This is a genomic window from Streptomyces sp. JH002 (assembly GCF_050916115.1).
GTDB classification, from domain to species: Bacteria; Actinomycetota; Actinomycetes; order Streptomycetales; family Streptomycetaceae; genus Streptomyces; species Streptomyces xiamenensis.
In genome coordinates this window covers 4,791,417-4,815,922 of sequence record NZ_CP087989.1, presented here as the reverse complement: position 1 = coordinate 4,815,922, position 24,506 = coordinate 4,791,417, and the positions used below count along the sequence as shown (strand labels likewise).

Sequence of the window (24,506 nt, the reverse complement as noted above, 5' to 3'; positions counted from 1 at the left end):
TATGACCGCCACCATCAGTCCCGGCACGGGCGCGCCGCACGCGCGCATCCTCGGCGTCGGCGGCTACCGCCCGGCCCGCGTCGTACCGAACGAAGAGATCCTCAAGCACATCGACTCCTCCGACGAGTGGATCCGCTCGCGTTCGGGCATCGTCTCCCGGCACTGGGCGGGCGAGGACGAGACGGTCGCCTCGATGTCGCTGGACGCCGCGGGCAAGGCCATCGCGGACGCCGGGATCACCGCCGACCAGGTCGGCGCGGTGGTGGTGGCCACCGTGACCCACTTCATGCAGACCCCCTCCGTGGCGACCGAGATCGCCCACAAGCTGGGCACCGGCAACGCCGCCGCGTTCGACATCTCCGCCGCCTGCGCCGGGTTCGGCTACGGCCTGGCGGTCGGCAAGGGCCTGATCGTCTCCGGCAGCGCGCGGTACGTCGTGGTGATCGGTGTGGAGCGGCTGTCCGACCTCACCGACAAGGAGGACCGTTCGACGGCCTTCCTGTTCGGGGACGGCGCGGGCGCGGTCGTGCTCGGCCCCTCCGAGGAGCCCGCGATGGGCCCCACCGTGTGGGGTTCGGAGGGCGACAAGGCGGACGTCATCGCGCAGACCGTGCCGTGGGACCGGTTCCGCATCGGTGACCTGAGCGAACTGCCGGTGGACTCGCAGGGCGAGGTGAAGTTCCCCGCGCTGCGCCAGGAAGGTCAGACGGTCTTCCGCTGGGCGGTGTTCGAGATGGCGAAGGTGGCCCAGCAGGCGCTGGACGCCGCCGGGATCACCGCCGATGACCTGGACGTCTTCATCCCGCACCAGGCCAACATGCGGATCATCGACTCGATGGTGAAGACCTTGAAACTGCCGGAGCACGTCGCGATCGCCCGCGACATCGAAACCACCGGCAACACCTCGGCCGCCTCCATTCCGCTCGCGATGGAGCGGATGCTGGAGACCGGTCAGGCGAAGAGCGGGGACACCGCTCTCGTCATCGGCTTCGGGGCGGGGCTCGTGTACGCCGCGACGGTCGTTACTCTCCCCTAAGCACAACTGAGTCGGCACGGCGAGCGCCGGGCCGTTTCATCACCCAGATGCGGTACCCACCGCAGCACACTGAAGGAGCGCGGCAATGGCTGCCACCAAGGAAGAGATCATCGCTGGTCTCGGTGAGATCGTGAACGAGATCGCCGGGATCCCCGAGGAGGACGTGCTCGAGGACAAGTCGTTCACCGACGACCTCGACGTCGACTCGCTGTCCATGGTCGAGGTTGTCGTGGCCGCCGAAGAGCGCTTCGACGTCAAGATCCCGGACGACGACGTCAAGGGCCTGAAGACCGTTGGTGACGCCGCCAACTACATCCTCACGCACCAGAGCTGACCTGATTCGGCGCATGTCGCCACCCAGCGGTGGCGCGGTACCCCTGTACCTCTGAACCCTTACTAGCGGATAGGAAAGTCCCGTGAACGCGACCAATCGAACGGTGGTTGTCACCGGCATCGGCGCAACCACACCGCTGGGTGGCGACAGCGCGTCAACATGGGAGGCGCTGCTCGCCGGCCAGTCCGGCGCGCGCCCCCTGGAGCAGGAGTGGGCGGCCGAGCTGCCCGTACGCTTCGCGGCGTCCATCAAGGTGGAACCCACCGAGGTGCTGTCGCGCCCGCTGGCCCGCAAGCTGGACCGTTCCACGCAGTTCGCGGTGGTCGCGACCCGCGAGGCCTGGGCGGACGCGGGCTTCACCGGCAAGGCCGGCGAGGACGAGTCCCAGGTGATCCCGGAACGGCTGGGCGCGGTGGTCGCCTCCGGCATCGGCGGTATCACGACGCTGCTCGACCAGTACGACGTGCTGAAGGAGAAGGGCGCGCGGCGGGTCTCCCCGCACACCGTGCCCATGCTCATGCCGAACGCGCCGGCGGCGAATGTCGGCCTGGAGATCGGCGCCCGGGCGGGGGTGCACGCGCCGGTGAGCGCCTGCGCGTCCGGCTCGGAGGCGGTGGGCTACGCGGTGGAGATGATCCGCAGCGGGCGCGCCGATGTGGTGGTCGCCGGCGGTACGGAGGCGTGTGTCCACCCGCTGCCGATCGCGGCGTTCGCCAACATGATGGCGATGAGCAAGAACAACGACGACCCGCAGGGCGCCTCGCGCCCGTACGACACGGGCCGCGACGGCTTTGTGATGGGTGAGGGCTCGGGCGTGGTGGTCCTGGAGTCCGAGGAGCACGCGCGGCGGCGCGGCGCCCGGATCTACTGCCGGGTCATCGGCCAGGGGCTGTCGGCCGACAGCCACCACATCGCGCAGCCCGAGCCGACCGGGCGGGGCATTGCGGCCGCACTTGAGCACCTGGCGGAGACCACGGACTTCGACCCGAAGGAACTGGTCCACGTCAACGCGCACGCCACCTCCACGCCGCAGGGCGATGTGGCGGAGATCAACGCGATGCGCAAGGTGCTGGGCGACGACCTCGACCATGTGGCGATCTCCGCCACCAAGTCGATGACCGGTCATCTGCTGGGCGGCGCGGGCGGCGTGGAGACGGTGGCCACCGTCCTGGCGCTGCACAACCGGCTGGCTCCGGCCACGCTCAACCTGGACGAGGTGGACCCGGAGGTGGCGGACGCCGACATCGTCCGCGGCGCCCCCCGGGAACTGCCGCAGGGCCGGATCGCCGCGCTGAACAACTCGTTCGGCTTCGGCGGCCACAACGTGGTGCTCGCACTGCGCTCGAACTGATCGTCGGCCCTCGCTCGCGGGTCCAGGACACGCGACGCGGGGCACGGCGTACGAAGGCCGCCCGCCCGGGGTTTCCCGGGCGGGCGGCCTTCTTTCACGCTTCCGGGGCGTCATGTTCCCGGGGGCGCCGCGACTCCTCCCGGGTCACCAGCTGACCAGCCCTCGCACCCCGAGCACGATGAGCACCCCGCCGGTGACCCGGCCGACCGCCCCGCGTACCCGCGCGCTCTCCAGATAGGGGGCGGCCCGCCGCATGAGCAGCGCCCAGCCCAGCAGCCACAGGCCCACCATCACCACCTGCACGGTGGCCAGCGCGAGGATCTGACCCCCCAGCGGTCGGTCGGTCGTCACGAACTGCGGCACCAGCGTGAGGAAGACCGAGGCCGCCTTGGGGTTGAGGAGATTGGCGAACAGCGCCTGCGGATAGGCGGAGTTCCACCGCACCCGGCCGCCACCGGGCGCAGCGGGCACGGCGCGGGTGGCCGACCACCACGTCCACGCGCCCAGCCCGGCGAGGTAGCAGGCGCCGGCGATCCTGACCACGGTGAACGCCGCCTCCGAGCGCATCACCAGGGCCGCCAGACCGGCCACGGCGAGCGAGGCATGGACGTACAGCCCGGTGGCCGTCCCGAGGATCACCGGGAGCGCCCGCCGCCGGCCGCCCTCGGTGACGTGCCGGATGAGCAGCGCCAGGCTGGCCCCGGGCGTGATGACCAGCGGGAGGATCGCCAGCGCGAACCCCGTCACGGGATGACGCGGAAGTGCGTGGTCAGCCGCCCCTCGTCGTCGAGGAGGTGGTAGGCGAGCCCGGGCGGCTGCTCCCGGTCGGCCGGGCGGTCGCCCTCCCAGGGCATCCGCAGCGTCCAGGTGACGGCCGGGGCCACCAGGAGCGGGCGCCCGGCGAAGACCGAGGCGGCGGCGGTGTGCGCGTGCCCGGTCAGGACGGCGGTGACCTCGGGATGGGCGTCGAGGAGGGCCGCGAGGTCACCGGGGTTGGTGAGCCGGTGGGCGTCCGGCAGCGGGTGGTGCAGCGCGACGGGCGGCTGATGGAAGGCGATCAGCGCCCGGGTGCCCGGCGCCAGAGCGCCGAGGGTGCGGTCGATCCACGCGGCCGTCTCCGGGGACAGATGCCCCTCGTCCTCACCCTCAAGGGTGACATCACACATCAGGACGGCGACCTCCCCGATGTGGTGAACCTGGTTGCCGGGGCCCAATTCCCGCTCGTACGGGGCGCGGACGTCGTGGTTGCCGGGGCAGGTCAGCACCGGGAACGGCGCCTTGAGGATCCGGGCCGCCTCCGCGTACTCCTCGGGCGTTCCGTGGTCGGCGATGTCGCCGGTGACCAGCAGCGCGTCGACGGGGCGGGGCAGGGCGCGCAGATGCTCCATGACCCGGGTGGCCCGTTCGGTCGCGCGCTCGGTTCCGTCCAGGTGCAGATCACTGATCTGGGCGAGCAGCAGCACTGCGCCCTCCTTTTCTCACGGTAATTTTCCGATTTACCGTGAGGACCTTAGACTGTGCGCACCGATGTCATCAAGGGAGCGGAGCGAGGGACCCGATGGAACGCTGGCCGGCCCTGGACCTGGCGAGCACGATCCGGCACGACGGCTCCGGCGGGGTGTGCGACGACCTGGCCACCGTCGAAGGGCTCGCACGGTGGCTGACGGAGCTGCCCGCGGCGGGCGGGACGGCCGGGAAGCCCGCGCTGCCCGTCCACGACGTCGGCGCGAGCGAGGAGTTGCGGCTGCGGATCACCGGCCTGCGGGCGGCGGTACGGGCCCTGTTCGCCCGTACCGTCAGCCCCGGCCCGGCCAGCCCGGCGGACGCCCACCGGCTCATGCCGCACGAGGAGGCACTGGCCCGGCTCAACGCCGCCGCCGCGCTGGAGCCCGTCGCCCCCCAACTGGACTGGCCGGCCGGGGGCATTCCGGCGGCGACCGTACTGCCCTCGGCCGCCGGCCCGGACGCCCGGCTGCTCGCCGCCCTGGCCCGCGCGACGATCACCTTCCTCACCGGCCCCGAGCGGGAGCGGCTGCGCGCCTGCACGGCCCCGCGGTGCGTGCGGTACTTCGTCAAGAGCCACGGCCGCCAGGAGTGGTGCAAGCCGTCCTGCGCCGACCGGGCCCGCGCCGCCCGCCATTACCGGCGCCGGGTCAGTTCTTCCGGATGACCTCCAGCGGCCGCGAGAAGCTGCCCCCGGACGCCCGCGAGGTGGCCACCACGGTCATCGCCGCCCCGGAGGGCGCCGAGGTCACCGCGCGGGCCCGCCGCTCCGAGGAGCCGCCGCGCGTGACCGGACGCCAACTCGCCCGGCTGCCGCACTCGTACGGGGCCCGAGCCGCCTCAGAGCGAGATCAGCCGGACCACGGTGACGGTCAGGACCGTGGCCGAGACCACGTAGCGCACGATGGCCCCCGCCACGGTGGCGTCGCGGCGGTCCCGGTCACCGCCGACCTCCGTGGAGCCGTGCCCGTACGGGTCACGGGCGATGGTCGTCGCCATCGCGCTCTCGAACTCCGACCGTCGCGGCATCTTGCGCAAGCCGTCGTCGGCCGGCGGCGCGTAGGCGAGGCGATGCCTCACCCGGCGCCGTGCCGCTCGGCCTCTTCCCGGGCCAGGCGCTCCATCGTGGCGTCGGCGGCCGGGTCCGGTACCGCCTCCAGCATCCAGTGCCGCATCACGGCGTGGATCTCGTGCACCCCCGCCTCGTTGATGGCCAGGTCGAAGTCCGGCCGTCGTTGCGGGGGCAGGGCGGCTCTGATGTCGGGGATGCTGTTGGGAACATCCACCTCCCGGCCACCGACCCAGGTCTTCAGCGGTTCTGCCACCCGGGCAGCGTAGCGCCACCGGCGCGCGGGACAACCCGGGGCACCACCGGTTCGCGCCGATCACCCGGCCCTGCGCACCGAGTTGACCGCTCCCCCGACGGGCGGCGGCCCTCACCACCACGTACGCCAGGCCCCGCACGCCCCGTTGGCGCCCAGGGCCGAGGGGACGCCGTGCGCACACGCCCGCTCCCCCGCCGCCGCGTGCAGCCGCACCAGGGCGCCGGACCCCCGGGCGCACGCCCCGTCAACTCCTCCGGTGGGAACGCCCGGTGGCGCGTACCACCGGCCCGCCGACTGCTCATCGGTCTCCGGCAGGTGGCCACGGACCCAGCCGCCGGTGTGCGTTCCGCCGGCATGCCGTTCCCCGTGCGCGGCGTACGGAGGGTGGGGCCCCTCCCCCGGGTGCCCGTGCGGCGGCAGCAGCCGGTGCTGGGCGACCCGGAGGTAGGTGAGGAAGCGCGCCTGTGAAAGTCCGTCACGGTGCGCGTCGGACAGCGCGGGCAGGTGCCCGCTCCTCAGGTCGTACGGCCCGGCCACCGGCGCCGCCGCCCGCCATCCGAACGGGCCCACCGCTTCCCTCCGCAGCGCCCGGCCCACCGCTGTGGCGGCCTGCCCGCCCTGCGGGAGGCCGGTGATGTACAGCTCACCGCTGAGCCGTACTCCCAGACGCCCGGCGGCGGTTCGGGCGGCGCGCAGGGAGTCCAGGGCGGCGGACCGGGCGGAGACGGCGTACCGGGAGGGGTGGGGGCCGGGCCGGGGGCCCTCGGAGGCGACGACCGCGAATCCGCCCGCCGCGTAGAGCAGGGCGTCGGCAACGGAGCCGTCCGCGCCGGTGGAGTAGGCGTCGTGGCTCCGGGCGTTCCTGCCCGGAACCCCGGACACGGTGGGCAGCGGGGTGGCATCGGCACCGGCGGGCAGGACGGGGAGGACGAGCAGTGCCGAGTCGGTGAGGGCGCCGCCGTGCGGCGCGAGTGTGCGGTAGGTCAGCCGGTGGAACGCGGCCCCGTAGCGGACGAGTCCGGCCTGCGCCGGCACGCCCGTCGCGGTCTCCAGCACGGCGGCCACCTCGGCGCGGCCGTACCGCTCCAGCGGGGTGATCCGGAGCAGGGCGCCGCGCGTCGCCGCGCACCGGAGGTCCGGCCCGGCGCCGCCCCCGGCGTCGGCGCCGTCCGCGAAGGCCGGGGAAGCGGGCAGGGTCAGCACCAGCAGCAGTGCGGCGACTGCCGCACCGGTCGTTCGGAACCGCATGGCATTCCTGGGCACCTCTTATTTCTCCACCCGCCGGAGCCTTCGCCACCCGCGCCGCGCGGAACCTGTGCGGTTGTGCTGGGGTGCGGAGGAGCGAAGCGATCACCGGACGCGCCCCGATGTGACAGAACGCGGATTGTCTGACTAAAGTCAGAGGATGTTGGAAAGGCCCCAGATCGAACAAGTCCGCCGGTTCAACCGGACCATCACCGAGCGTGTCGGCGTGCTCCACGACCACTACCTGGGCCGTGACCGCCCCATCGGCGAGGCGCGGCTGCTGTGGGAGATCGGCGAGCGCGGCGCGGACGTACGGCGGCTGCGCGAGCGCCTCGGGCTCGACTCGGGCTACGTCAGCCGGCTGCTGCGCGCGCTGGAGACGGCGGGCCTGGTGACGGTCGAACCCCTGCCGTCCGACAAGCGGGTCCGCACCGTACGCCTCACCGACACCGGCCGCACCGAGCTGGACGAACTCGACCGGCGCAGCGACGAGATGGCCGGCTCGCTGCTCGAACCCCTGAACACCTCCCAGCGCGCACGACTGGTCTCCGCCCTGGCCGAGGCCGAACGGCTGCTGACCGCGGGAACCGTCTCCCTCGACCCCGTGGACCCGGATCATCCCGACGCCCAGCACTGCCTGCGTTCCTTCTTCGCCGAGCTGGGCGAACGCCTGGACACCGGCTTCGACCCCGCCCGCAGCCTGCTCCCCGACGCGGGCGAACTGCGCGCTCCGCGCGGCGTGTTCCTGGTGGCCCGGCTGCACGGCGAACCCGTCGGCTGCGCCGGCCTCAAGCTCCCGGCCGACGCCCCCGCCGAGGTCAAGCGCATGTGGGTCTCCCCCGCCACCCGGGGCCTGGGGCTGGCCCGCCGCTTCCTCACCGAACTGGAGGCGCGCGCGGCCGGACACGGCTACGACACCCTCCGGCTGGACACCAACAAGGTTCTGACGGAGGCGATCCGGCTCTACCACGCGTACGGCTTCACCGAGGTCCCCGCCTTCAACACCGAGCCGTACGCCCACCACTGGTTCGAGAAGCGCATCACCGCGGGCGATCCGGTCTGACGCCTCCCCGCCGCGGCCTCTCGTTCCGGGCCCGGAGCCGCCGGGCGGCAGCGAGGGCTCACGGGGAGCGCCCGTCGCGTACCGGCCGCGCTCGGCGACGGTGATGCGAAGGGTTCGCCCGTTGGAGCGGTTTGGCCGCTTCGCCGGTTGCCGCCCGGCCGCCGCGGAGAGCCTCCGCCGTGACGGGGCCGCCCGGCGGCCGGGCAGCCCCGAACGGAGAGAGCCCATGACCGCACCCGCACCCGCACCCGCCTCCATCGCCCTGCGTCCGGGCATCACCCCGGCGACCACCGGCGACACCATGGTCCTGCTCGACGAACGCGCCGGGAAATACTGGCAGATCAACCCCACCGGCACCCTTGTGCTGCGCCATCTCCTCGACGGCGCCACCCCCGAGCAGGCCGCCGCGGCCCTGGCCCGCGAACACCCCGGCGCCGTCCACGCGGAGGCGGACGTGGCCGATCTGCTCGCCACCCTGCGGGAGAAGAAACTGCTGGCGAGCTGAGGCCATGACCGAGAACGGCCGCCCCGGCCCGCCCCACCGCGCCCTGGCCCTGCTGTGCGCGGTCGCCGCCCGGCCTCTGGCGCGGGCCGGGCCGTACCGCATCCGCCGCGTCCTGGAGCTGCTCCGCAGGGGCGCGCGGCCGGCCACGGCGGAGCAGGTGGCAGCGGCCCGGCACGCGGTGATCACGGCGAGCGCCCGCTGCGCCGCCGCCCGCAGCTGTCTGCCGCGCTCGCTCGCCACCACGCTGCTGTGCCGGGCGCGCGGAGTGTGGCCCACCTGGTGCACGGGGGTGCGCACGGAACCGTTCGGCGCCCACGCCTGGGTGGCCGTCGACGGCGCCCCGATCGGCGAACCCCCGCACGACACGGGCTACACCCCCGTCATCACCGTTCCGCCGCTGCCGCGCGGACCGTGACGGCCGACGCCGCGCCGGTACGCCGGGCCCGCCGAACTCGATCGCATGGCTCAACTGGCGGGCCTGTCCCCGGAGTCCCGGCACGCCGACCGGCTCGGCGCCGAGTTCACCGCCGACTCCCGTTCCCATGTCTCCCTGTACCGGGCGGGCAGTTGACGCTCCCCCGCGATCCCGCCGCCGGCCGGCGCGAGTACGGCAGGATGACGTGATGGCTCACATCGCGCTGTTCCACTCGATCCTCGGCCTGCGTCCCGCCGAACGTCTCGCCGCCGAGCGGTTGCGTGCCGCCGGACACCAGGTCATCACACCCGACCTGTTCGGCGGCGCGACCGCGACCACCCTCGACGAGGGGTTTCAGCTGCTCGACCGGGTCGGCTGGGCGACGGCGGTCCACCGAGCCCGTCAGGCGCTGCGGGACATGCCGGAGGAGACCGTGCTCGCCGGTGTCTCCATGGGGACCGGTGTCGTCACCGAGCTGTGGCCCGAGCGCACCGCTGCCGCTGCTGCCCTTCTCCTGCACGCCACCGCCGAGCTTCCCGCGTCCGTCCCGCCGGGCACGCGGGTGCAGTTGCACGCGGCCGAACCGGACGACTTCGTGCCGCCGGAGAACGTCGCCGCGCTCCACCGTGCGGCGCGGGAACAAGGCGTCGAGCTGGAGATCTTCCGCTATCCAGGGGCCGGCCACTTCTACATCGACCAAGCGGGCGAGGACCACGACCCGGAGGCCGCCGAGCTGACCTGGCGCCGGGTACTCGACTTCCTCGATCACGGCCTCGCCTCCCGGGGCACCGCGCCGTAGCCACCGGGCACGGCGCGGCCCACTGCCCCGCGCCGGCCCCGTCGTGGCCGTCAACGACGGGCCGCACATGACCTCCTCGTCCGGGCCGGGTGCCGGACGCCGGCGGGAGGCCCACCGCGAGAAGCGATGGCGCCCTCCTGCCGCCCCGCCTCAGATCTGGTTCTCGCCGCCGTCGACGTACACGTTGGCGCCGAGCATGAAGCCGCTCTCGTCGGAGGCGAGGAACACCACGACGCCCGCGACCTCCTCCGGGCGCCCCATCCGCCCGATCGCGGTGTCCGCGGCGAGGTTCTCCCGGACGGCGGGCAACTGCTCCTCGCCGAAGAGATCCCTGATCCCGGTCGTGTCGATCGGGCCGGGCGAGACGGCGTTGACCCGGATGCCCCGGCCCTTCAGTTCGTTGGCCCAGGTCCGGGCGAAGGACCGGACGGCGGCCTTGGACGCCGCGTAGAGGCCGAACGCCTCGGTGCCGTTGTCGGCGGCGGTGGAGGCGTTGAGGATCACCGAGGCGCCGTCGTTGAGCAGCGGCAACGCCTTCTGGACGGTGAACAGGGTGCCCCGCACGTTGACGGCGAGGATCCGTTCGACCTGCTCCTCGGTGGTGTGCTCCAGCGTCGAGAACAAGGCCGCGGCCGAGTTCGCGAAGACCACGTCCAGGCCGCGGCCCCGGGCGCGGACCGCCTCGTAGAGCCGGTCGAGGTCGGCCAGGTTCGTGATGTCACCCTGCACGGCGGTCACCGACGGAGCGCCGATGGTCTCCACCGCCGCGTCGAGTTCGGTCTTGCGCCTTCCGAAGATGAACACGTGCGCGCCCTCGGCCGCCATGCGTACGGCGCTGGCGAGGCCGATCCCCGTGTGACCGCCGGTGATGACAGCGGTCTTGCCTTCGAGTTGCCCCATGCGACTGCCCTCCACAGAGTTCCGCACCGATCGGTACGTAAAAGGAAACGTAGCACCTCTGAACCGATCGGTACAGAAGAGGTAGACTGGGCCGCATGGATGCGCGACAGAAGGGCCGTCTCGGCCGTCCGCGGGGGTTCGACGCGGACGAGGCCCTGGAACGGGCCATGCGGGTCTTCTGGGAACAGGGCTACGAGGGCGCCAGCCTCGCCGACCTGACCGAGGCCATGGGCATCAACCGCACCAGCATGTACGCGGCCTTCGGCAACAAGGAGGAACTGTTCCGCAAGGCCCTGGACCGCTACTCCGAGGGTCCCGCATCGTACGTCGCACGGGCCCTGCGGGAGCCGACCGCCCTGGGGGTGGCCACCGCCTTCCTGAACGGCGCCGTCGAGGTCAGCACCCGCCCCGGGTGCCCCGCCGGCTGCCTCGGCGTCCAGGGCGCGCTCGCCGCCGGGGAGGCCGGAGTCAGCAGCCGCGACCTGCTCGCGGACTGGCGCAACGCGGGCGTCGATCACCTGCGCGACCGCTTCCGGCAGGCCGCCGACGAGGGTGATCTGCCCACAGATACCGAACCCGGGGCGCTCGCCCGCTACCTCATGACGCTCGCCAACGGCATCTCCGTCCAGGCGGCCGGCGGCGCCACCCGCGACGAACTCCAGCACGTGGCCGACATGGCACTGCGCGGCTGGCCGCCCGCCTGACGAAGGCCGCGGCGGGAACGGCCACCCCCACCGGGTGACTCACGGCGCGTGACGCACGGCGGCCGGCGCCGAGTTGCCCCTCACCACTCGCGGGGGGCGATCAGCTCCTCCACATCCGCGTCGGCGAAGCCGTACGCCTGGGCGACGAACCAGATGTCCCCGCCGATCTCCTCGCGCGCCACCGTCTCGATCTCACTGCCGGCTGCCTCGAACTCGGCCTCCAGGGCGTTGAACTCCACGGTGGCCGCGTGGGTCAGCACGTACAGCGCGGCGAGGTCGGCCGGCCGCTCGGCCTCGATCCGTTCACACAACCGCGTCAGGATCGCCCGGCCCCGGTCCAGGACCTGATCGGGAAAGTAGTCATCGGCATAGAGAACTTCGAGGAACCGGCGCTCGCCGGCCTGGGGGTTCGTGATCGGCATGCCGCCGAGTATGGTCGCGGGCACTGACAACGGCCCGGGGACGCCGATGCGAAGGCGACCCGCACACCGGGACGCGGACGACGGATCCCCGGGGCGGGCGCGCAGCCATCACCGCGACGATCGCCACGGCCGGGGCGGGGGCGAAGGGGAAGGCCCCGCCCGTACGTCCGCCGGCTCCCCCGACGGCTCATGGGCGGGAACGGCCCGGGTTACCGCTCCCCCTCACCACTGACCGGCCGGCTCGCCGAGCACACGCGGGCGGAACCGGAGGATGGCGGCGGCGACCTCGTCCAGGTGGCTCTCCAGCAGGAAGTGACCGCCGTCGAGCAGGACGATCTCCGCGTCCGGGGCGTCCCGGCGGAACGCCCGCGCCCCGTCCGGCCCGAAGATCTCGTCGTTGCGGCCCCAGATCGCCAGGACGGGCACCCCGCTGGACCGCAGCCACGCCTGCACCGCCGGGTACAGCTCGCGGTTACCGGCGTAGTCGCCGAACAGGGCGAGCTGGGCCCGGTCGACGCCCGGCCGGGCAAGAAGCGCCAGATCGTGCTCCCAGGCGTCCGGGTCGATCAGGCTGGGGTCGGGAACACCATGCGTGTACTGCCACTCGACGGCCTCCCGGCCCAGAGCGGGCCGCAGTTGCTCCTCGTTCTCCGGGCTGCGCTGCGCGCCGTAGGCCCAGATGGGCTCCCAGAAGGGCTCGACGAACCCCTCCTCGTAGGCGTTGCCGTTCTGCGAGACGACGCCGAGGACCGCTTCCGGGGACGCCAGCGCGAGCCGCCAGCCGATGGGCGCGCCGTAGTCCTGCACGTAGATCGCGTAGCGGTGCACGCCGAGGACATCCAGGAAGCCGCGCGTGACGTCGGCGAGGGCGTCGAAGGTGTAAGCGAAGTCGCTCACGTCCGGCGCGGAGGAGCGGCCGAAACCGATGTGATCGGGGGCGATCACCCGGTACGGACCGGCCAGCGCGGGGATCAGATGCCGGAACATGTGCGAACTCGTCGGATAGCCGTGCAGCAGCAGGAGGACGGGAGCGTCCGAGGGACCCGCCTCCCGGTAGAAGACGGTCAGACCGTCGACATCCACGGTGCGGTGATGAACAGCGACCACGGTAACCCCTTACATGGTTTTAACCGGTTAGGTTATGCTGATCATGCAGAGCGCAGCAGGGCGTGTCAAGGAGAGCGGGACATGGGCGTGGCCGAGGACGAGGAACTACTGCTCGCCGTGCTCAACAGCGCCCCGGTGCTCGACGGGCGCCCCACGGACGCACTGACGGCGGAGGGCGCGACGGAGTGGATACGGGCGCTCGGCGGCCGTGGCACGGGCGAGGAGCGCGATCATGTGCGCGAGGTAAGGGACGCGTTGCAGCGGCTGATCCGCGGCGAGTCCTCAGATGTCAGCGGGCTGGCGGCGGTGCTCGATCAGGCGCGCTTGCGCCCCACCGTCTCGCCGGCGGGTGTGTCCTGGGAGTTGGAGGCGGCTCCGGACGGGGAACTCCCGGCCCGCGTCGTCCTGGCGTGGTCGCGCGTCAGTACGGAGCTGCCGCGACGGCTGCGGCCTTGCGCGAACGAGGAGTGCAACCTGTTCCTCATCGACCACAGCCGCCCCGGAACAGCCCGCTGGTGCTCCATGGCCACCTGCGGCAACCGCATGAAGGCCCGCACTCACGCGCGCAAACAGCGCTCCGCGGACTGATCACCCGCACCGGAGCGACTGGCCGGGCGGCGTTCAGCCGCCCCGGGGCAGGTCGAACGCTCCGGCCTTGGCAGCACGGAGGAAGGCCGCCAACTCAGTTCGCGCGCAGCGGAGCGGCGCCAGGTCGGGGCGCTTCGAATCACCGAGCGCAACGCCGCCGGGGTGGGCCATGAGCTGAACGCAGGCATTGCCGTTGCCTGCACTGTGGCTGGACTTCACCCACTCGCCGTCCAGCGGCGCCGAGTTCAGGTCCGATTTCTGGCGGCCCATGTCATCTCCCACGAGGTCAATCGTCGAGCAGATGGTCGAACTCGCCGGCCTTCGCCGCCTGAAGGAAGGCCGCAAGTTCGGTGCGGGTGTAGCGCAGCGGGGCCAGATCCGGGCGTTTGGAATCATCCATGGCTACCCCACCATCGATCTTCATCAGCCGCACACAGGCGTCCGAGTTAGGCGAACTCAGACTGGACTTGATCCATTCGCCGACAAGTCCCGCCTCGTACAGTTCTGCCTTGGGGTCAGTCATAGCGCCTTCTCAATCTCTTCTATGAGGACAACCGTGTCCGCGGTGGTCAGGGCCACATCCGAAAGGTCGCTGAAGCGCCGCCGCATCCGCCGGACGTTGACGGGATCATCAACTTCCTCGTCACCCCGGGTCATCTCGTGGATGGCCACGATCTTGTTGTGGGCGCCCGGAAATTTGAACACGTTGAACGGCGCGCCAGCCGTCGCCGCTGCGCCGGAGGAAAAGGGAACAACGCGCAGGTTGACATTCGACCGCTCGGCCATCTCACGCAGGTGCCGGAGCTGACTCCGCATGACATCCGGACCGCCGACCACCGACCGCAGTGCCGACTCCAGGAACATCGCGTGCAAGGTGACCGGTTGGTTGCGCGTCAAGATCTGCTGCCTCCTCAGCCGCGTCTCCACGAAAATCTCCCGATGCCGCTGACTCTCGTCCTTCTGCCCGAAGTCGGCAAGCGCTTCGACGTAGCCCCTGGTCTGAAGCAATCCGGGCACGTAGGTACCGGAGTGGATCCAGAGCGTCTCGGCGGCGTCCTCCAACGGGAAGATCCGCCCGAAACCTCCGGTGATCAGGCTCCGGTACTTCGGCTCCTGCCACCAGGACCTGTCGATCGACTTGCCCGTGCGGAAGGTGGCCAGGATCTCCGTACGCTTCGGCTCCTCGATGCCGTAGACCTTCAGCATCCGTTTCAGGAGAGCCTCGTCCGGCCAGCGCTTGCCGCTCTCCACGTAAGAGATCTTGTTCTGCGAGCACTTCAGCGGCTTCGCAGCCGCCGTCTGCGTCTTGAACCCGGCCTCCAGCCGTAGCCTGCGCAGTTCCTCGCCCAGGTCTCGCTGGATCGCGAGGGCACTGGTGTTGACGCTCGTCGACACAGTTCTCCCTTACCTTCGTCGCACCCCGCCACCCAGCAGCGTAGCGCGCCACGTTGGGGCGCGGTTGCTCCAAAGGGTGAACTCCCAGCACCCTCCTTGCATACTCACGGGGATATGCCTAACACTCGCTCATGTACGCCCAGCCATCGCACTGTCGCTGGGCGTGAGCCCAGTTCGTCGCAGGTCGGCTGGAAGGAACTTCCCATGCTTGAGCGCGGGTTCGTGTTGGCTGTCGGGCGGTACCCCTGTGTCGCGGCGTCTGTCCGCCGGGCGCGGCGGATAGCGGTGGAGGCGTACGCGCCGTATCCGGGGGTGGACCGGTTCGCGGTCGAGTTGCTGATTTCCGAACTGGCGACCAACGCCGTTCTGCACGCCACGGGTGACTCGTTCGACGTGCTGTGTCACTCGCCGCTCGGCGGCTCCGTGCAGGTGGAGGTGCACGACCGGTGCCGCGCCGTTCCCGTGCGGCGACGGGCCGCCGTGCAGGACGAGTCGGGGCGCGGGCTCGAACTGCTGGACGTGCTCGCCTCGCACTGGCGGACCGAGCGGACCGCGAACGGCAAGAGCCTCATCTTCACTCTTCAGGAGGGGTCATGTTCGAACCGCTGATCCGGACCATCGTGGTCAACGGCAGCGACGTCCGCATCGGCGATGTCGTCTCGGTGGGCGGCATCCCGCACCGCGTCCGCGAACTGCGCGAGCTCATGCCGTCCCGCAAGAAGCTCATCTTCGATGACGGGAACTCCTACATCCTCGGCAAGTTCCTCACCATCGAGGTCACCAGGCTGCACGCACCGCTGCGGCGCGTGCGGTGAAGGTGCCGGAGGAGCCGCTGCTGTTCGCCCGGACCGGGGTGCTCAGCGGCTGGTGGGAGAGCGGCCTCTGTCTGATGTGCCGCACGGAAGGGGTGCCGGTGATCTGGCTGGGGCCGGTGATCCACGGGGCCCGGCACGCGCCGTTCTACTCCTGCGAGACGTGCACCGGATGGCTGGTGCGGTACGTCGGCACGCACGACCACGACGCCCCTCCCCCGGCACCGCCCTCGTCGCCGGCGCCCGTGGGGGAGTTAGGGCTCCGGTACGTCGTCGCCGCGCTCGGTGTGCTCACCGTGGCCGGGGCCGTCGGTTCCCTCTGGCTGGCCTTCTCCGGGCGGCCGCCCTAGTTGTACGGACCAGGGAGATGGGGGAGGCGGCCGGCGGGTGGCTGGCCGCGTACCCGGACCGACCGACCGCGAACCGCGGCTCCCGAAGGAGGACCGCGGAACAGGATCACTCAGGAATCGGACGGCTCGATCTCTCCCGCGAAGACGATGATCTGGTCGATGAGGCTCCGCGTCAGATGGACGACGTCCGTTCCCGCCAGGCGGGGGCCTCCACCGGGCGTGGTGAAGACCCACTGGTACCGGGCCCATTCGTCAGGCATGTCCACCGCTGAGCAGCGCACCATCGTGCCGGCCCCCGCCGGATGGTGGCGGATGTCCAGCACGAACCGTTCGACCGCGGAGATTCCTTCGCTGCGACCCAACGGCCCCCAGAAGACCACGTCCGCGGTCAGGGCCTGGGAGAGCAGGGCAGTCACATAACTGTCGTCCGAGGTGTTGAACGCGGAGATGAACGTGTCGATCGCGGAGCGTGCGGTCTCTTCCTGCATGCCCCAGTCATACCAGCCGCTTCGCGCGCGTTGGTCCCACAACCAGCATTCTGATCACGGTGAGCCCTCCCCGTCACGGCACGAGGTGTGTTGTCCGGGGACGTTGGTGCCGGGTCCCGGTGTCGCCGGCCGGCCAGGACGGGGGTCGTGAGCAGCGTCCTTGCCCGTCGTTCACGACCCCCGGACGTGTGGGTCGTCAGACTTCGATCAGGCTGTACGTACCCGTACCGTCCTGTCTGCCACCGGAATACTGGCGGATGAACTCCCCGTCCGCGTACCGGTCGTGGCCCATCATGGAGCCGGTGTACTTGTTCTGCACGCCGACCAGCGAGCTGCCGGGAACGTCGCGGTAGATGGAGAAGCGCTGGAGGTCGTCCTCCGTGCAGGAGGCCGTCCGCAGGATCGCCCGTTCGTCGGCCGCGGTGGGCTGGGCGATGGTCGCGCACCCTCCGTTGCCCCAGTTCCACAGGGACGCCTCAAGGACCCCGTTGGTCTCCGTCACGTTGCACAGGCGCCAGTGGTCCAGGTGGGCGCTGAAGATCGTCGAGGGCCGCAGGCGGACACCGTCGCTCGCCAGGACCGGCGCGCCCCAGGACAAGGGCTGGCCGGGTACGGCGATCTTGTAGACGGTGGTCTGGCAGTCAAGGGCGGCCTGCGTGCCCTGCCCGGTGGCCTCGGGCTGTCCGGCGGACGTGCCGCCGGTGAGGGCCGGGCTCCGCACGCCGCGTTCCCGCAGCTGCTCGGCCGTCGGCGCCACCGCACCCGCCGGGTGCTCGGCCTGCGCGGCGGCCGAACCGCAGTCGAGGAGGTTCTGTGCCCTGGCCACGATGCTGCCCGCGGGAACATCGTCCTGGCAGCGCACCGCGCCTTCCTCAAGGGTGGTGTAGGTGGTGAAGCTGCCGCTGCCGGATCCCTCGATCCACCGCAACGCCCAACTCCCGTCGTCCTGCTGAGCGCGGTTGCAGTTGAGGCTCCCGTACGTACCGGTGACTTTCTTGGTGCCTTTGTAGACGCCGTAATAGCCCGGCTGGTTGAAGTTCCACGTGACCTTGTCCGACTCGGTGCTGGTGGAGGAGTATTCGACCTTGACGTTCAAGCCCAGGCTCGCGGCGACGGCTTCGAGAGTCGCGACCTTGAAACCGGCCTCAATTTTTCCCTCAAGACCGACGGAGACCGAGATGGTCGTCTCCGTGCTGGTGGTGACCTCGTGGCTGCCGGTGGTGCCCTCGGTGACGTACCAGCCCTTGAAATGGGTGATGGTCGGGGACACTTCGGTGGTCTTGAGATACGGGTGGCGCGTGCCGAGTTCGGCGGAGGTGCAGGCGTCGCCGAGCTTCGGCCCGTCGGCGGCTGCGGCGGGTTCCGGGAGCCCTGCCGCGGCGGCGGGGCCGGCCACGGCGGTCATGGCGGCGAGCGTCGACGCGGCGGTCACGGCGAGGGCGACCAGTCCTCTGGCCCAGCGGCCGGAAGATCCTAAGTGGCTCATCATGCCCTTTCCCTGGCCCAAGTCCCCCCCAGGCCGGAACCCTGCCAGTGATGTGTGCGGAGCATTGCTCGATCACAAGGAATTTAGCAGCGGCGGCAACGAGTTGGGGGCGAAACCAGGCGGTCCGAGCTGAAAACCAGCACGCCGCATGGGCTGTTGGCAATTGACCTGCCCAGGCCATAAAAGAATCCCGTCCGCCGGGACCGATATCCGCCACCAAGCCATCACGATATTCGCGGGCCGTGCACATCTGAAACCGGGGACAGAGCGTCCTCGGATACCGCTCACCGGCGCGGTCCCGCGGTGTTGATCGGCATCTCACGCACCGCCTACCGTCAGGTCGGTGGAGACAACGCACCGGCCCGCCGCCCGGGTCATCTGTCTGGACTCCGCCCACCGTCTGCTGCTTCTGCGCTGGCGCGACCCGTTCGACGGGAGGTGGCTGTGGGAGCCGCCCGGCGGCGGAATCGATCCGGGCGAGACCCCGCTGCTGGCGGCACGGCGCGAACTGGCCGAGGAGACCGGACTCGATCCCGCCTCGGTACTGGACCGGTCGGTGCCCGTCGACCGTGACTTCCGGTGGAACGGCAAGCGGTTCGTCGGGCCCGAGCACTTCTTCCTCGCCCGGTTCGCCGAGGAGCGACCCGCGCTCGCGCGCACCGGCCTGCTCCCGGACGAGCAGGAGAATCTGGGCGCGCACGCGTGGATCTTCCCTTCCGAACTCAGCACACTGCCGGACCCGCTGGAACCACCCCACTTGCCGTCCGTGCTCGCCGCCCTGGTCCCGGACGGTCCGTGGAGTCAGCGGGACCGCATATGACGGGTGGGCACCACGCCTGCCGCCCGGCCCGGCCCGAGGGTGTGTCGTGCACGAGGCCGCCCGTGGCGGGGCATGGCCCGCCACGTCATCGCACGTGACAAACCCGGCGACACCAGCCATCGCCCCCGGGATACTGGTCGCCCATGGACGAGATCGAGGTCGTCGTCGCCCATTCCGAGCGCGCGACCCTGCGCGTCGGTGAGGTCTTCCTGAAGGTGGACACCGATCAGGCGCGCGTCGACGTCGAGGTCGAGGCGATGTCCCTCGCGCCCGTCCCGACGCCCGAGGTCCTGTGGCGCAGACCGCCCGTGCTCGCGATCGCCGCCGTCCCTGGGACGACGCTCGGGCGGCTCGGCGGACCGTCGACCGGGGCGCCGACGGCGTGGGCCGCGGCGGGCGCGGCCATCCGGAAGCTGCACGAAGCGCCCCTGCCGCCCCGCCAGGGGCGCGCCGGGCGGAGCATCGCCAGGCTGACGGCCGAACTCGACGACGAGTGCGAGGCGCTCGTGGCGCACGGTGTCCTGCCCGCCGACCTGGTCACCCGGAACCGCCGGGTCGCCGAGGCCGTGTTCCGGCCGTGGACACCGGCGTTCACGCACGGCGATTTGCAGATCGCGCACGTCTTCCTCGACGGCGACGAGGTCACCGGCATCATCGACTGGTCCGAGGCGGGACAGGGTGATCCCCTGTACGACCTCGCCACCTTCACGCTCGGACACGAGGAGCACCTCGACGACGTCATCGCCGGCTACGGCGACCGCATTGACCTCGATGTGATCCATGCGTGGTGGTCGTTGCGCAGCCTGATGAACGTTCGCTGGCTGGCCGAGCACGGCTTCGACCCCTTCGCACCGGGCTGTGAGGTCGACGTGCTGAGAGCGCGGATGTGAGGCGGCGCGGGCCCGACGGCCGCGGGTGCGTTCCGGCGCGTGCAGGTCCTGCCGGACCCGGCCTCGTTCCCGCCCGGTCCCTGACGGGCGGCGAAAGCGTTTGCCCGACCGGGAGCGGTTCTTGCACAGTTGCGGGCCGCCCACCGAAAGGACCGCACCATGCGCACGCTGTACGTCGTCACCCACCCGGAGGCGACCCACCACGTCGAGAAAGTCGTCGGCGGGTGGCACGACTCCCACCTGACGCCCGCCGGCGTCCGCGCCGCCGGCTCCATCGCCCGGGCGCTGCGGGCGCAGGTCCCGGACGACGCCGAGGTGGAGCTGTACTCATCGGACTTGCGGCGCACCGTCCGGACGGCCGAGGAGGTGGCGGAGGTGTTCGGCGTGCGGCCGGCCCTGGACCGCGATCTGCGGGAGAAGTCCTACGGAGAGGCGGGCGGAAGGCCACAGGAGTGGCTGGACCGGCGGTTCGTCCCACCGCCCGCCGTCGGGGAACGGATGGACCACGACGAGGGCGTGGCGGGCGCGGAGACCAAGCTGGAATGGGCGCGGCGCCTGTACACCGCACTGGACCGGATCCTGGCCCGCCCCTGCCGCCACCAGATCATCGTGACGCACGGCGGCTCCCTCACGTTCCTCGTCGCGGCCTGGATCAGGATGCCGATCGAGGCGGCCGGGTACGCCAGTTTCCGGGCGCCGTCCGGCAGCATCACCACGCTGCGCGAGGACGACTTCTTCCACAACCGTCAGCTCGCCGTCCTCGGTGACACCCGGCATCTCGACAGCACCGGGGCCGGCTGACGCGCCCTGTGGCTCAGCACGGGGCGCGGAGGAACCGGCTGGGTTCCCGGCCGAGCGGGGTGGGCGCCGTCAGTCGACGGGGGCGACCCGGATCAGGTTGCCGTCCGGGTCCGCGACGACGAAGGTGCGCCCGAAGACCATGTCGGCCGGCTCGCTGACCACCCGGACGCCCTTGGCCACCCACTGCTCGTACCGGCGGTCGATCGATTCGGGCGCGCCCGGCAGGCAGAGACAGATCTCGCCCGTGCGCGGCGCCCCCGGGTTCGGGCCGCCGTCGGCCCGGCTGCTCCACAGGGCCAGGTCGGCGCCGTCCCCGAGGGAGAAGGAGATGTATCCGGGGGTCTCGAAGGTGGGCTTGAGCTCCAGGAGGTCGGCGTAGAAGCGGGCGGCTTCGGGCGCGTCGTTGACGTAGACGATGAAGGTGATCGAGGCAGGCATGAGGTGTTCCCTGGGTCGGTCGTTGTGAGTGGACGACCGGAGCCTGCCGGTCATACCTGACGGATCCCGTCACCTTTTCTGCGATGCTCGGTTTCCGTGACCCCGGATCGTTTCTTCTCCCTGCTGCTGGCCCTGCAATCGCGGGAGGCCACGACCACCGCCGACCTGGCCGCCGAGGCCGGGGTGTCCGTGCGGACCGTGCTGCGGGATCTGCGCTGGCTCCAGGAGGCGGGCTTCCCGCTGCTCGTGCGGCGCGGCCGGTGGGGCGGGGTGACGCTGCTGCCCGGTGGCCCACTGGACACCGCGCGGCTGACGCCGGAGGAGCGGGATCAGCTGGCGCTCCACGGGCTCGACGACGCGCAGCGCGGGCAGCTGGGGGCGTCCGCCGACAGCAGCCGGGCGCGCCGCAAGATACGGGCGGTGCCGCGCCAGGCGGGGACCGGCGCGCTGCCGTTGAGTTCGCTCGTCACCACCGACAACCGGCCGTGGTTCTCCGGGGAGTCGGAGGGGCTGCCCCGGGCGGCGATGGTGGACGCCCTGCGGCGCGGGGTGCGGCTGCGGATCAGCTACCGCCGCTCGGGGGAGCCTGAGCCCGCCTGGCGGGTGGTGGACCCTTACGGTCTGCTGGCCAAGGCCGGGAAGTGGTATCTGGTGGCCGACCGGGCGGGGCGCCCCCGGCTGTACGCGCTGGAGCGGCTGGTGGACTGGGAGCCGGTACGGGCGGCCCGGCGGCTGCGTCCGGGCGCGGACCTGGCCGGGGTGGCGGCCGAGCTGACGGCGCGCTGGGAGAACCCGGGCGGTTTCCCCATCCGGGCCGAGGTCAATGCCGAACGGCTCGGTGTGGCCCGGCGCATGCTCGGCCGGCGGCTGGTGATCGGGGAGGCGGTCGCGGGCGGGCGGGTGAGCGTCACCGTCAACGGGCGGAACGTGGAGGATGTCCGGCTGCTCCTGCCGTTCGGCGGCAGTCTCACGGTGACCGGTCCGGCGCAGGCCCGGGAGCGGATGCGGGAACTCGCGGAGGAGATCCGCGCGGTGTACGCGTAGGGCGCGCCCCGCTCCGGCCTGCCAGGGTCGGGGCCGGTGCCGGTGCCGGTGCCCGGAGATCGATGCCGGGGCTCAGCCTTCGGCGGCCGGGGGCTCGAAGCTCGCGAAGTAGGAGGCGGCCATGTCCTCGGCCGCGTGGCCCTGCACCGCCGCCCGCCGGAAGCGCTCCGCGCCCGCCGCCGTCGCGTCCAGCAGGACCCCGGCCTCCTGGCCGGCCGCCACGATGAGCCGGGCGTCCTTCTCCGCGGTGTCCACGGCGAAGCTGGGCGGGGTCAGGGAGCGGGTGCGTACGGCCGTCGATTTCGCCCGCAGGTAGCCCATGTCCAGGCTGCCGCCGGCGATGGCGTCGAGGAAGTGGTCGAAGTCGACGCCCAGGCCGTCCGCCAGGGCGAGGGTCTCGGCCGTGCCGTGGGTGACGGCCAGCACCCACGTGTTGCAGACCAGCTTGAGCCGGGTGGCCTCGCCGGGGGTCTCGCCGACCCACACGGTGCGGGCGCCGACCGCGTCCAGCAGCGGCGCGAGGTGTTCCCGTACGGTCTGCGGGCCCGCCGCCAGGACGGTCAGCTCGCCGGCCTCCGCCGGGGCCCTGGTGCCCAGGACCGGGGCGTCCACGAAGGCGAGCCCCCGCTCCCGGGCGAGGCCGAGGAGGAGGGGCAGGGCGTCGGTGCCGGCGGTGGTGGACTGGAGCCACACGGTGCCCTCGGCGAGACCGTCCGCCGCCGCCCGCATCGCGTCCAGGGTGGCCGGTCCGTCGTACAGCATGGTCAGCACGGTGTCCGCGCCGGCTACCGCATCCGCCGGATTCTCGGCGACCCGGGCGCCGTCGGCCGCCAGGGGTTCGGCCTTGGCCCGGGTACGGTTCCACACCCGTACGTCGTGGCCGGCCCGGCACAGGTTGCGGGCCATGGCGGCGCCCATGATGCCGGTGCCGAGGACCGCGACGGAGCGGCGCGTCATGATCAGACCACCTGGTGGAGCCAGCGGACGGGGGCGCCCTCGCCCGCGTACCGGAACGGTTCGAGTTCGTCGTCCCACGGCTTGCCCAGCAGGCGGGTGATCTCCGCGTGCAGGTCGCTCTCGCCGCGCGCGGCGCGCGCGGTGGCGGCGCGCAGCCGGTCCTCGGGGATCATGATGTCGCCGTGGATTCCGGTCACCGCGTGGTAGATGCCCAGCTCAGGGGTGCAGCTGTAGCGTTCGCCCTCCGCCGACTGGGAGGGGTCGCTGGTGACCTCGAAGCGCAGCAGATGCCAGCCGCGCAGGGCGGAGGCGAGTTGGGAGGCGGTGCCGGGTGCGCCCTGCCAGGAGAGTTCGGCGCGCCAGGTGCCGGGGGACGCGGGCTGTCTGATCCAGTCGAGGGACACCCGACTGCCCAGGACTCCCGCCACGGCCCACTCGATGTGCGGACACAACGCGCGCGGCGCGGAGTGTACGTACAGGACTCCTCGTGTGGTCATCGGGTCCTCCAGGTCTTTCCTACCAGCGCCCACACCCCCACGTACCGCGCACGAACAGTAAACACCATGGAGATCATTTCTCGCCAAAATGGACAGCGTGTGACATGAGGTCATGTCTTTTACGCTGGATGAAGGGCCCGATCCCACTCGCCGTCCAGTGCCTGGACCCAAGCTACCGCGCGGCGGTGGCCCCGGGCCCCGCCGCAGTGCCAGCGCACCATGACTCAAGGGCAGGGAACTGAATGCCGGTCAGCCGCCCCATCCTCGCCTCGACGCTCGCCGCCGCCGCCTCGCTGGCGCTGGTGGCCGGGTGTACGTCGACCCCCGCCGGTTCCGAGCCCGAGTCCGTGAACGCGACGGACGAGGCGGGGGTCCCGGCCGTCCCGCCGTGGAACACCAGCCCGGCGTCGGTGGCGGCGATCGGGGATTCCATCACCCGGGCCTTCGACGCCTGCCGTGTGCTGTCCGACTGCCCCGAGGTGTCCTGGGCGACCGGGACGGACCCGGAGGTGGCGTCACTCGCGCATCAGCTGATCGGGGATCCCGAGCTGCTGGCCACCCGCTCGTGGAACCTGGCCGAGTCGGGGGCGCGGGCGTCCGACCTGCCGGCCCAGGCGCGGGCGGTCACGGCGCACGATCCGGAGCTGGTGACGATCATGGTCGGCGGCAATGACGCGTGCGCCCCCGATCTCGCCTCGATGACGGACACCGAGGACTTCCGCGCGGACATCGAGCGGGCGGTGGAGATCGTCCGGGAGTCGCTGCCGGACACCCAGATCTATGTGTCGAGCGTGCCGGATCTGCTGCGGCTGTGGGAGGAGGGCAGTACGTCGGCGCTGGCGCGCACGGTGTGGGGGGTGGCGGACGTGTGCCCGTCGATGCTGGCCGATCCGGTGGCCGTCACGCCGGAGGCGACCGAGCGGCGGGACGCGGTGCGCGAGCGGGTGGAGGAGTTCAACGCGGTGCTTGAGTCGGTGTGCGCCGCCGACGCGCTGTGCCGGTACGACGGCGGGGCGGTCTTCGGGTATCAGTTCACGGCGGACGATCTGAGCAAGTGGGACTGGTTCCACCCGAACGCGCGGGGGCAGGCCGCGCTGGCCGCGCTGGCGTATGAGCAGATCAGCATGGAGTAGGGCTCGTCGGTGCCGAATGGGGCCAAGTTATTGACACGGCGGCTTGGCTCTCATTACGTTCACGCCAGCATTTCGAACAGCTGTCGAGATATCGAACA

General features: G+C 71.7%; 34 protein-coding genes and 1 pseudogene. 19 read left to right on the top strand and 16 right to left on the bottom strand.

Annotation, left to right across the window (positions count from 1 at the left end; genetic code table 11):
* Position 1 precedes the first annotated feature (1 nt).
* The 3 genes from H7827_RS22065 (at position 2) to H7827_RS22055 (ending at position 2,721) form a co-directional block, all read left to right on the top strand.
* Positions 2-1,036, top strand: a complete 1,035-nt coding sequence (locus H7827_RS22065) for a ketoacyl-ACP synthase III (RefSeq protein ID WP_386536580.1) — start codon at positions 2-4, stop codon at positions 1,034-1,036.
* 85 nt (positions 1,037-1,121) lie between these two features.
* Positions 1,122-1,370 (top strand): acyl carrier protein, encoded by a 249-nt coding sequence (locus H7827_RS22060; RefSeq protein WP_030726299.1) that lies wholly within the window; start codon positions 1,122-1,124, stop codon positions 1,368-1,370.
* Between the two features lie 82 nt (positions 1,371-1,452).
* A complete protein-coding gene (locus H7827_RS22055; RefSeq protein WP_432747073.1) occupies positions 1,453-2,721 on the top strand; it encodes a beta-ketoacyl-[acyl-carrier-protein] synthase family protein in 1,269 nt (422 codons plus the stop codon).
* A gap of 144 nt (positions 2,722-2,865) precedes the next feature.
* Here H7827_RS22055 and H7827_RS22050 read toward each other — a convergent pair whose 3' ends face one another.
* Both H7827_RS22050 and H7827_RS22045 read right to left on the bottom strand, forming a co-directional pair.
* Positions 2,866-3,468: a LysE family translocator gene (locus tag H7827_RS22050; RefSeq protein WP_432747072.1), complete on the bottom strand. Its 603-nt coding sequence runs from the start codon at positions 3,466-3,468 to the stop codon at positions 2,866-2,868.
* A complete protein-coding gene (locus tag H7827_RS22045) occupies positions 3,465-4,181 on the bottom strand; it encodes a metallophosphoesterase (protein WP_432748025.1) in 717 nt (238 codons plus the stop codon). The genes H7827_RS22050 and H7827_RS22045 overlap by 4 nt, the downstream gene beginning before the upstream one ends.
* 98 nt (positions 4,182-4,279) lie before the next feature.
* Between H7827_RS22045 and H7827_RS22040 the strand changes: the two genes are divergently transcribed.
* A complete protein-coding gene (locus tag H7827_RS22040; protein WP_432747071.1) occupies positions 4,280-4,891 on the top strand; it encodes an ABATE domain-containing protein in 612 nt (203 codons plus the stop codon).
* 173 nt (positions 4,892-5,064) lie between these two features.
* Here the strand turns inward: H7827_RS22040 and H7827_RS22035 are convergent, their stop codons facing one another.
* From H7827_RS22035 to H7827_RS22025, 3 genes are all read right to left on the bottom strand, one after another.
* Positions 5,065-5,304, bottom strand: a complete 240-nt coding sequence (locus H7827_RS22035; RefSeq protein ID WP_030726286.1) for a hypothetical protein — start codon at positions 5,302-5,304, stop codon at positions 5,065-5,067.
* A complete protein-coding gene (locus H7827_RS22030) occupies positions 5,301-5,549 on the bottom strand; it encodes a hypothetical protein (protein WP_432747070.1) in 249 nt (82 codons plus the stop codon). The genes H7827_RS22035 and H7827_RS22030 overlap by 4 nt, the downstream gene beginning before the upstream one ends.
* A 111-nt stretch (positions 5,550-5,660) precedes the next feature.
* On the bottom strand, positions 5,661-6,797 hold the full coding sequence (locus H7827_RS22025; protein WP_432747069.1) for a hypothetical protein: 1,137 nt from the start codon (positions 6,795-6,797) through the stop codon (positions 5,661-5,663).
* Between the two features lie 157 nt (positions 6,798-6,954).
* On the opposite strand from H7827_RS22025, the gene H7827_RS22020 reads away from it, so the two are divergent.
* From H7827_RS22020 to H7827_RS22000, 5 genes and pseudogenes are all read left to right on the top strand, one after another.
* On the top strand, positions 6,955-7,857 hold the full coding sequence (locus tag H7827_RS22020) for a bifunctional helix-turn-helix transcriptional regulator/GNAT family N-acetyltransferase (protein WP_432747068.1): 903 nt from the start codon (positions 6,955-6,957) through the stop codon (positions 7,855-7,857).
* A 226-nt stretch (positions 7,858-8,083) separates the two neighbouring features.
* Complete coding sequence (locus H7827_RS22015; RefSeq protein WP_432747067.1) at positions 8,084-8,362, top strand: lasso peptide biosynthesis PqqD family chaperone; 279 nt, start codon at positions 8,084-8,086, stop codon at positions 8,360-8,362.
* 4 nt (positions 8,363-8,366) lie between these two features.
* The gene (locus H7827_RS22010) at positions 8,367-8,777 is read left to right on the top strand and encodes a lasso peptide biosynthesis B2 protein (RefSeq protein WP_432747066.1); all 411 of its coding nucleotides are present in this window, start codon (positions 8,367-8,369) and stop codon (positions 8,775-8,777) included.
* Between the two features lie 6 nt (positions 8,778-8,783).
* Positions 8,784-8,933, top strand: a pseudogene (locus H7827_RS22005) (SAM-dependent methyltransferase); the annotation flags it as partial.
* 52 nt (positions 8,934-8,985) lie between these two features.
* Positions 8,986-9,576, top strand: a complete 591-nt coding sequence (locus tag H7827_RS22000) for a dienelactone hydrolase family protein (RefSeq protein WP_432747065.1) — start codon at positions 8,986-8,988, stop codon at positions 9,574-9,576.
* Between the two features lie 150 nt (positions 9,577-9,726).
* On the opposite strand, the gene H7827_RS21995 is transcribed toward H7827_RS22000, so the two are convergent.
* Positions 9,727-10,476 carry an SDR family NAD(P)-dependent oxidoreductase gene (locus H7827_RS21995; protein ID WP_432747064.1) on the bottom strand — a complete coding sequence of 250 codons (750 nt, stop codon included), beginning with the start codon at positions 10,474-10,476 and terminating at the stop codon, positions 9,727-9,729.
* A 95-nt stretch (positions 10,477-10,571) separates the two neighbouring features.
* On the opposite strand from H7827_RS21995, the gene H7827_RS21990 reads away from it, so the two are divergent.
* A complete protein-coding gene (locus H7827_RS21990) occupies positions 10,572-11,180 on the top strand; it encodes a TetR/AcrR family transcriptional regulator (protein WP_432747063.1) in 609 nt (202 codons plus the stop codon).
* 80 nt (positions 11,181-11,260) lie between these two features.
* Here H7827_RS21990 and H7827_RS21985 read toward each other — a convergent pair whose 3' ends face one another.
* Positions 11,261-11,602 (bottom strand): DUF5713 family protein, encoded by a 342-nt coding sequence (locus H7827_RS21985; RefSeq protein ID WP_432747062.1) that lies wholly within the window; start codon positions 11,600-11,602, stop codon positions 11,261-11,263.
* Between the two features lie 222 nt (positions 11,603-11,824).
* Complete coding sequence (locus H7827_RS21980; protein WP_432747061.1) at positions 11,825-12,709, bottom strand: alpha/beta fold hydrolase; 885 nt, start codon at positions 12,707-12,709, stop codon at positions 11,825-11,827.
* A gap of 81 nt (positions 12,710-12,790) precedes the next feature.
* Between H7827_RS21980 and H7827_RS21975 the strand changes: the two genes are divergently transcribed.
* On the top strand, positions 12,791-13,297 hold the full coding sequence (locus H7827_RS21975; RefSeq protein ID WP_432747060.1) for a CGNR zinc finger domain-containing protein: 507 nt from the start codon (positions 12,791-12,793) through the stop codon (positions 13,295-13,297).
* 33 nt (positions 13,298-13,330) lie between these two features.
* Here the strand turns inward: H7827_RS21975 and H7827_RS21970 are convergent, their stop codons facing one another.
* Genes H7827_RS21970 through H7827_RS21960 form a run of 3 tightly spaced genes read right to left on the bottom strand, consistent with a single transcriptional unit; the run spans position 13,331 to position 14,692 of the window.
* A complete protein-coding gene (locus H7827_RS21970; RefSeq protein WP_432747059.1) occupies positions 13,331-13,579 on the bottom strand; it encodes a DUF397 domain-containing protein in 249 nt (82 codons plus the stop codon).
* Between the two features lie 4 nt (positions 13,580-13,583).
* Positions 13,584-13,820, bottom strand: coding sequence for a DUF397 domain-containing protein (locus tag H7827_RS21965; protein ID WP_390116654.1), 237 nt, complete (start codon positions 13,818-13,820; stop codon positions 13,584-13,586).
* Positions 13,817-14,692, bottom strand: a complete 876-nt coding sequence (locus tag H7827_RS21960) for a helix-turn-helix domain-containing protein (protein ID WP_390116653.1) — start codon at positions 14,690-14,692, stop codon at positions 13,817-13,819. The genes H7827_RS21965 and H7827_RS21960 overlap by 4 nt, the downstream gene beginning before the upstream one ends.
* A gap of 204 nt (positions 14,693-14,896) precedes the next feature.
* On the opposite strand from H7827_RS21960, the gene H7827_RS21955 reads away from it, so the two are divergent.
* From H7827_RS21955 to H7827_RS21945, 3 genes are read left to right on the top strand one after another with little or no spacing between them, the layout of a single operon-like run.
* Entirely contained in the window at positions 14,897-15,301 is a 405-nt protein-coding gene (locus tag H7827_RS21955) for an ATP-binding protein (RefSeq protein ID WP_043176761.1), read from the top strand.
* Positions 15,286-15,507, top strand: coding sequence for a hypothetical protein (locus H7827_RS21950; RefSeq protein WP_386539834.1), 222 nt, complete (start codon positions 15,286-15,288; stop codon positions 15,505-15,507). The genes H7827_RS21955 and H7827_RS21950 overlap by 16 nt, the downstream gene beginning before the upstream one ends.
* Positions 15,504-15,854, top strand: a complete 351-nt coding sequence (locus H7827_RS21945) for a hypothetical protein (protein ID WP_432747058.1) — start codon at positions 15,504-15,506, stop codon at positions 15,852-15,854. Before H7827_RS21950 ends, H7827_RS21945 begins: the two co-directional genes overlap by 4 nt.
* 110 nt (positions 15,855-15,964) lie before the next feature.
* Here the strand turns inward: H7827_RS21945 and H7827_RS21940 are convergent, their stop codons facing one another.
* On the bottom strand, positions 15,965-16,342 hold the full coding sequence (locus H7827_RS21940) for a hypothetical protein (RefSeq protein WP_030726243.1): 378 nt from the start codon (positions 16,340-16,342) through the stop codon (positions 15,965-15,967).
* Positions 16,343-16,538: 196 nt separating this feature from the next.
* On the bottom strand, positions 16,539-17,828 hold the full coding sequence (locus H7827_RS21935) for a hypothetical protein (protein ID WP_432747057.1): 1,290 nt from the start codon (positions 17,826-17,828) through the stop codon (positions 16,539-16,541).
* A gap of 343 nt (positions 17,829-18,171) precedes the next feature.
* On the opposite strand from H7827_RS21935, the gene H7827_RS21930 reads away from it, so the two are divergent.
* From H7827_RS21930 to H7827_RS21920, 3 genes are all read left to right on the top strand, one after another.
* On the top strand, positions 18,172-18,648 hold the full coding sequence (locus H7827_RS21930) for an NUDIX hydrolase (protein WP_432747056.1): 477 nt from the start codon (positions 18,172-18,174) through the stop codon (positions 18,646-18,648).
* A gap of 143 nt (positions 18,649-18,791) precedes the next feature.
* On the top strand, positions 18,792-19,538 hold the full coding sequence (locus H7827_RS21925) for a phosphotransferase family protein (protein ID WP_432747055.1): 747 nt from the start codon (positions 18,792-18,794) through the stop codon (positions 19,536-19,538).
* Between the two features lie 159 nt (positions 19,539-19,697).
* Positions 19,698-20,339 (top strand): histidine phosphatase family protein, encoded by a 642-nt coding sequence (locus H7827_RS21920; RefSeq protein WP_432747054.1) that lies wholly within the window; start codon positions 19,698-19,700, stop codon positions 20,337-20,339.
* 69 nt (positions 20,340-20,408) lie between these two features.
* Here H7827_RS21920 and H7827_RS21915 read toward each other — a convergent pair whose 3' ends face one another.
* Positions 20,409-20,777 carry a VOC family protein gene (locus tag H7827_RS21915; RefSeq protein ID WP_432747053.1) on the bottom strand — a complete coding sequence of 123 codons (369 nt, stop codon included), beginning with the start codon at positions 20,775-20,777 and terminating at the stop codon, positions 20,409-20,411.
* Between the two features lie 96 nt (positions 20,778-20,873).
* Here H7827_RS21915 and H7827_RS21910 point away from each other — a divergent pair, with 96 nt between their 5' ends.
* Entirely contained in the window at positions 20,874-21,821 is a 948-nt protein-coding gene (locus H7827_RS21910) for a helix-turn-helix transcriptional regulator (RefSeq protein WP_432747052.1), read from the top strand.
* A gap of 72 nt (positions 21,822-21,893) precedes the next feature.
* On the opposite strand, the gene H7827_RS21905 is transcribed toward H7827_RS21910, so the two are convergent.
* Complete coding sequence (locus tag H7827_RS21905; protein ID WP_432747051.1) at positions 21,894-22,778, bottom strand: NAD(P)-dependent oxidoreductase; 885 nt, start codon at positions 22,776-22,778, stop codon at positions 21,894-21,896.
* A gap of 2 nt (positions 22,779-22,780) precedes the next feature.
* Positions 22,781-23,275 (bottom strand): DUF3145 domain-containing protein, encoded by a 495-nt coding sequence (locus tag H7827_RS21900; RefSeq protein ID WP_432747050.1) that lies wholly within the window; start codon positions 23,273-23,275, stop codon positions 22,781-22,783.
* A gap of 242 nt (positions 23,276-23,517) precedes the next feature.
* On the opposite strand from H7827_RS21900, the gene H7827_RS21895 reads away from it, so the two are divergent.
* On the top strand, positions 23,518-24,408 hold the full coding sequence (locus H7827_RS21895) for a GDSL-type esterase/lipase family protein (protein ID WP_432747049.1): 891 nt from the start codon (positions 23,518-23,520) through the stop codon (positions 24,406-24,408).
* Positions 24,409-24,506 lie beyond the last annotated feature (98 nt).

What these genes read in the sequence shown, in the direction of transcription:
- H7827_RS21975 (WP_432747060.1), top strand. Translation starts at nt 12,791, where the DNA reads ATGGGCGTGGCCGAGGACGAGGAACTACTGCTCGCCGTGCTCAACAGC.
- H7827_RS22010 (WP_432747066.1), top strand. Translation starts at nt 8,367, where the DNA reads ATGACCGAGAACGGCCGCCCCGGCCCGCCCCACCGCGCCCTGGCCCTG.
- H7827_RS22065 (WP_386536580.1), top strand. Translation starts at nt 2, where the DNA reads ATGACCGCCACCATCAGTCCCGGCACGGGCGCGCCGCACGCGCGCATC.
- H7827_RS21950 (WP_386539834.1), top strand. Translation starts at nt 15,286, where the DNA reads ATGTTCGAACCGCTGATCCGGACCATCGTGGTCAACGGCAGCGACGTC.
- H7827_RS21895 (WP_432747049.1), top strand. Translation starts at nt 23,518, where the DNA reads ATGCCGGTCAGCCGCCCCATCCTCGCCTCGACGCTCGCCGCCGCCGCC.
- H7827_RS21920 (WP_432747054.1), top strand. Translation starts at nt 19,698, where the DNA reads ATGCGCACGCTGTACGTCGTCACCCACCCGGAGGCGACCCACCACGTC.
- H7827_RS22000 (WP_432747065.1), top strand. Translation starts at nt 8,986, where the DNA reads ATGGCTCACATCGCGCTGTTCCACTCGATCCTCGGCCTGCGTCCCGCC.
- H7827_RS21990 (WP_432747063.1), top strand. Translation starts at nt 10,572, where the DNA reads ATGGATGCGCGACAGAAGGGCCGTCTCGGCCGTCCGCGGGGGTTCGAC.
- H7827_RS22040 (WP_432747071.1), top strand. Translation starts at nt 4,280, where the DNA reads ATGGAACGCTGGCCGGCCCTGGACCTGGCGAGCACGATCCGGCACGAC.
- H7827_RS21995 (WP_432747064.1), bottom strand. Translation starts at nt 10,476, where the DNA reads ATGGGGCAACTCGAAGGCAAGACCGCTGTCATCACCGGCGGTCACACG.
- H7827_RS22020 (WP_432747068.1), top strand. Translation starts at nt 6,955, where the DNA reads ATGTTGGAAAGGCCCCAGATCGAACAAGTCCGCCGGTTCAACCGGACC.
- H7827_RS21925 (WP_432747055.1), top strand. Translation starts at nt 18,792, where the DNA reads ATGGACGAGATCGAGGTCGTCGTCGCCCATTCCGAGCGCGCGACCCTG.
- H7827_RS21900 (WP_432747050.1), bottom strand. Translation starts at nt 23,275, where the DNA reads ATGACCACACGAGGAGTCCTGTACGTACACTCCGCGCCGCGCGCGTTG.
- H7827_RS21915 (WP_432747053.1), bottom strand. Translation starts at nt 20,777, where the DNA reads ATGCCTGCCTCGATCACCTTCATCGTCTACGTCAACGACGCGCCCGAA.
- H7827_RS21935 (WP_432747057.1), bottom strand. Translation starts at nt 17,828, where the DNA reads ATGAGCCACTTAGGATCTTCCGGCCGCTGGGCCAGAGGACTGGTCGCC.
- H7827_RS22015 (WP_432747067.1), top strand. Translation starts at nt 8,084, where the DNA reads ATGACCGCACCCGCACCCGCACCCGCCTCCATCGCCCTGCGTCCGGGC.
- H7827_RS21965 (WP_390116654.1), bottom strand. Translation starts at nt 13,820, where the DNA reads ATGACTGACCCCAAGGCAGAACTGTACGAGGCGGGACTTGTCGGCGAA.
- H7827_RS21985 (WP_432747062.1), bottom strand. Translation starts at nt 11,602, where the DNA reads ATGCCGATCACGAACCCCCAGGCCGGCGAGCGCCGGTTCCTCGAAGTT.
- H7827_RS21940 (WP_030726243.1), bottom strand. Translation starts at nt 16,342, where the DNA reads ATGCAGGAAGAGACCGCACGCTCCGCGATCGACACGTTCATCTCCGCG.
- H7827_RS22060 (WP_030726299.1), top strand. Translation starts at nt 1,122, where the DNA reads ATGGCTGCCACCAAGGAAGAGATCATCGCTGGTCTCGGTGAGATCGTG.
- H7827_RS21905 (WP_432747051.1), bottom strand. Translation starts at nt 22,778, where the DNA reads ATGACGCGCCGCTCCGTCGCGGTCCTCGGCACCGGCATCATGGGCGCC.
- H7827_RS22025 (WP_432747069.1), bottom strand. Translation starts at nt 6,797, where the DNA reads ATGCGGTTCCGAACGACCGGTGCGGCAGTCGCCGCACTGCTGCTGGTG.
- H7827_RS21955 (WP_043176761.1), top strand. Translation starts at nt 14,897, where the DNA reads ATGCTTGAGCGCGGGTTCGTGTTGGCTGTCGGGCGGTACCCCTGTGTC.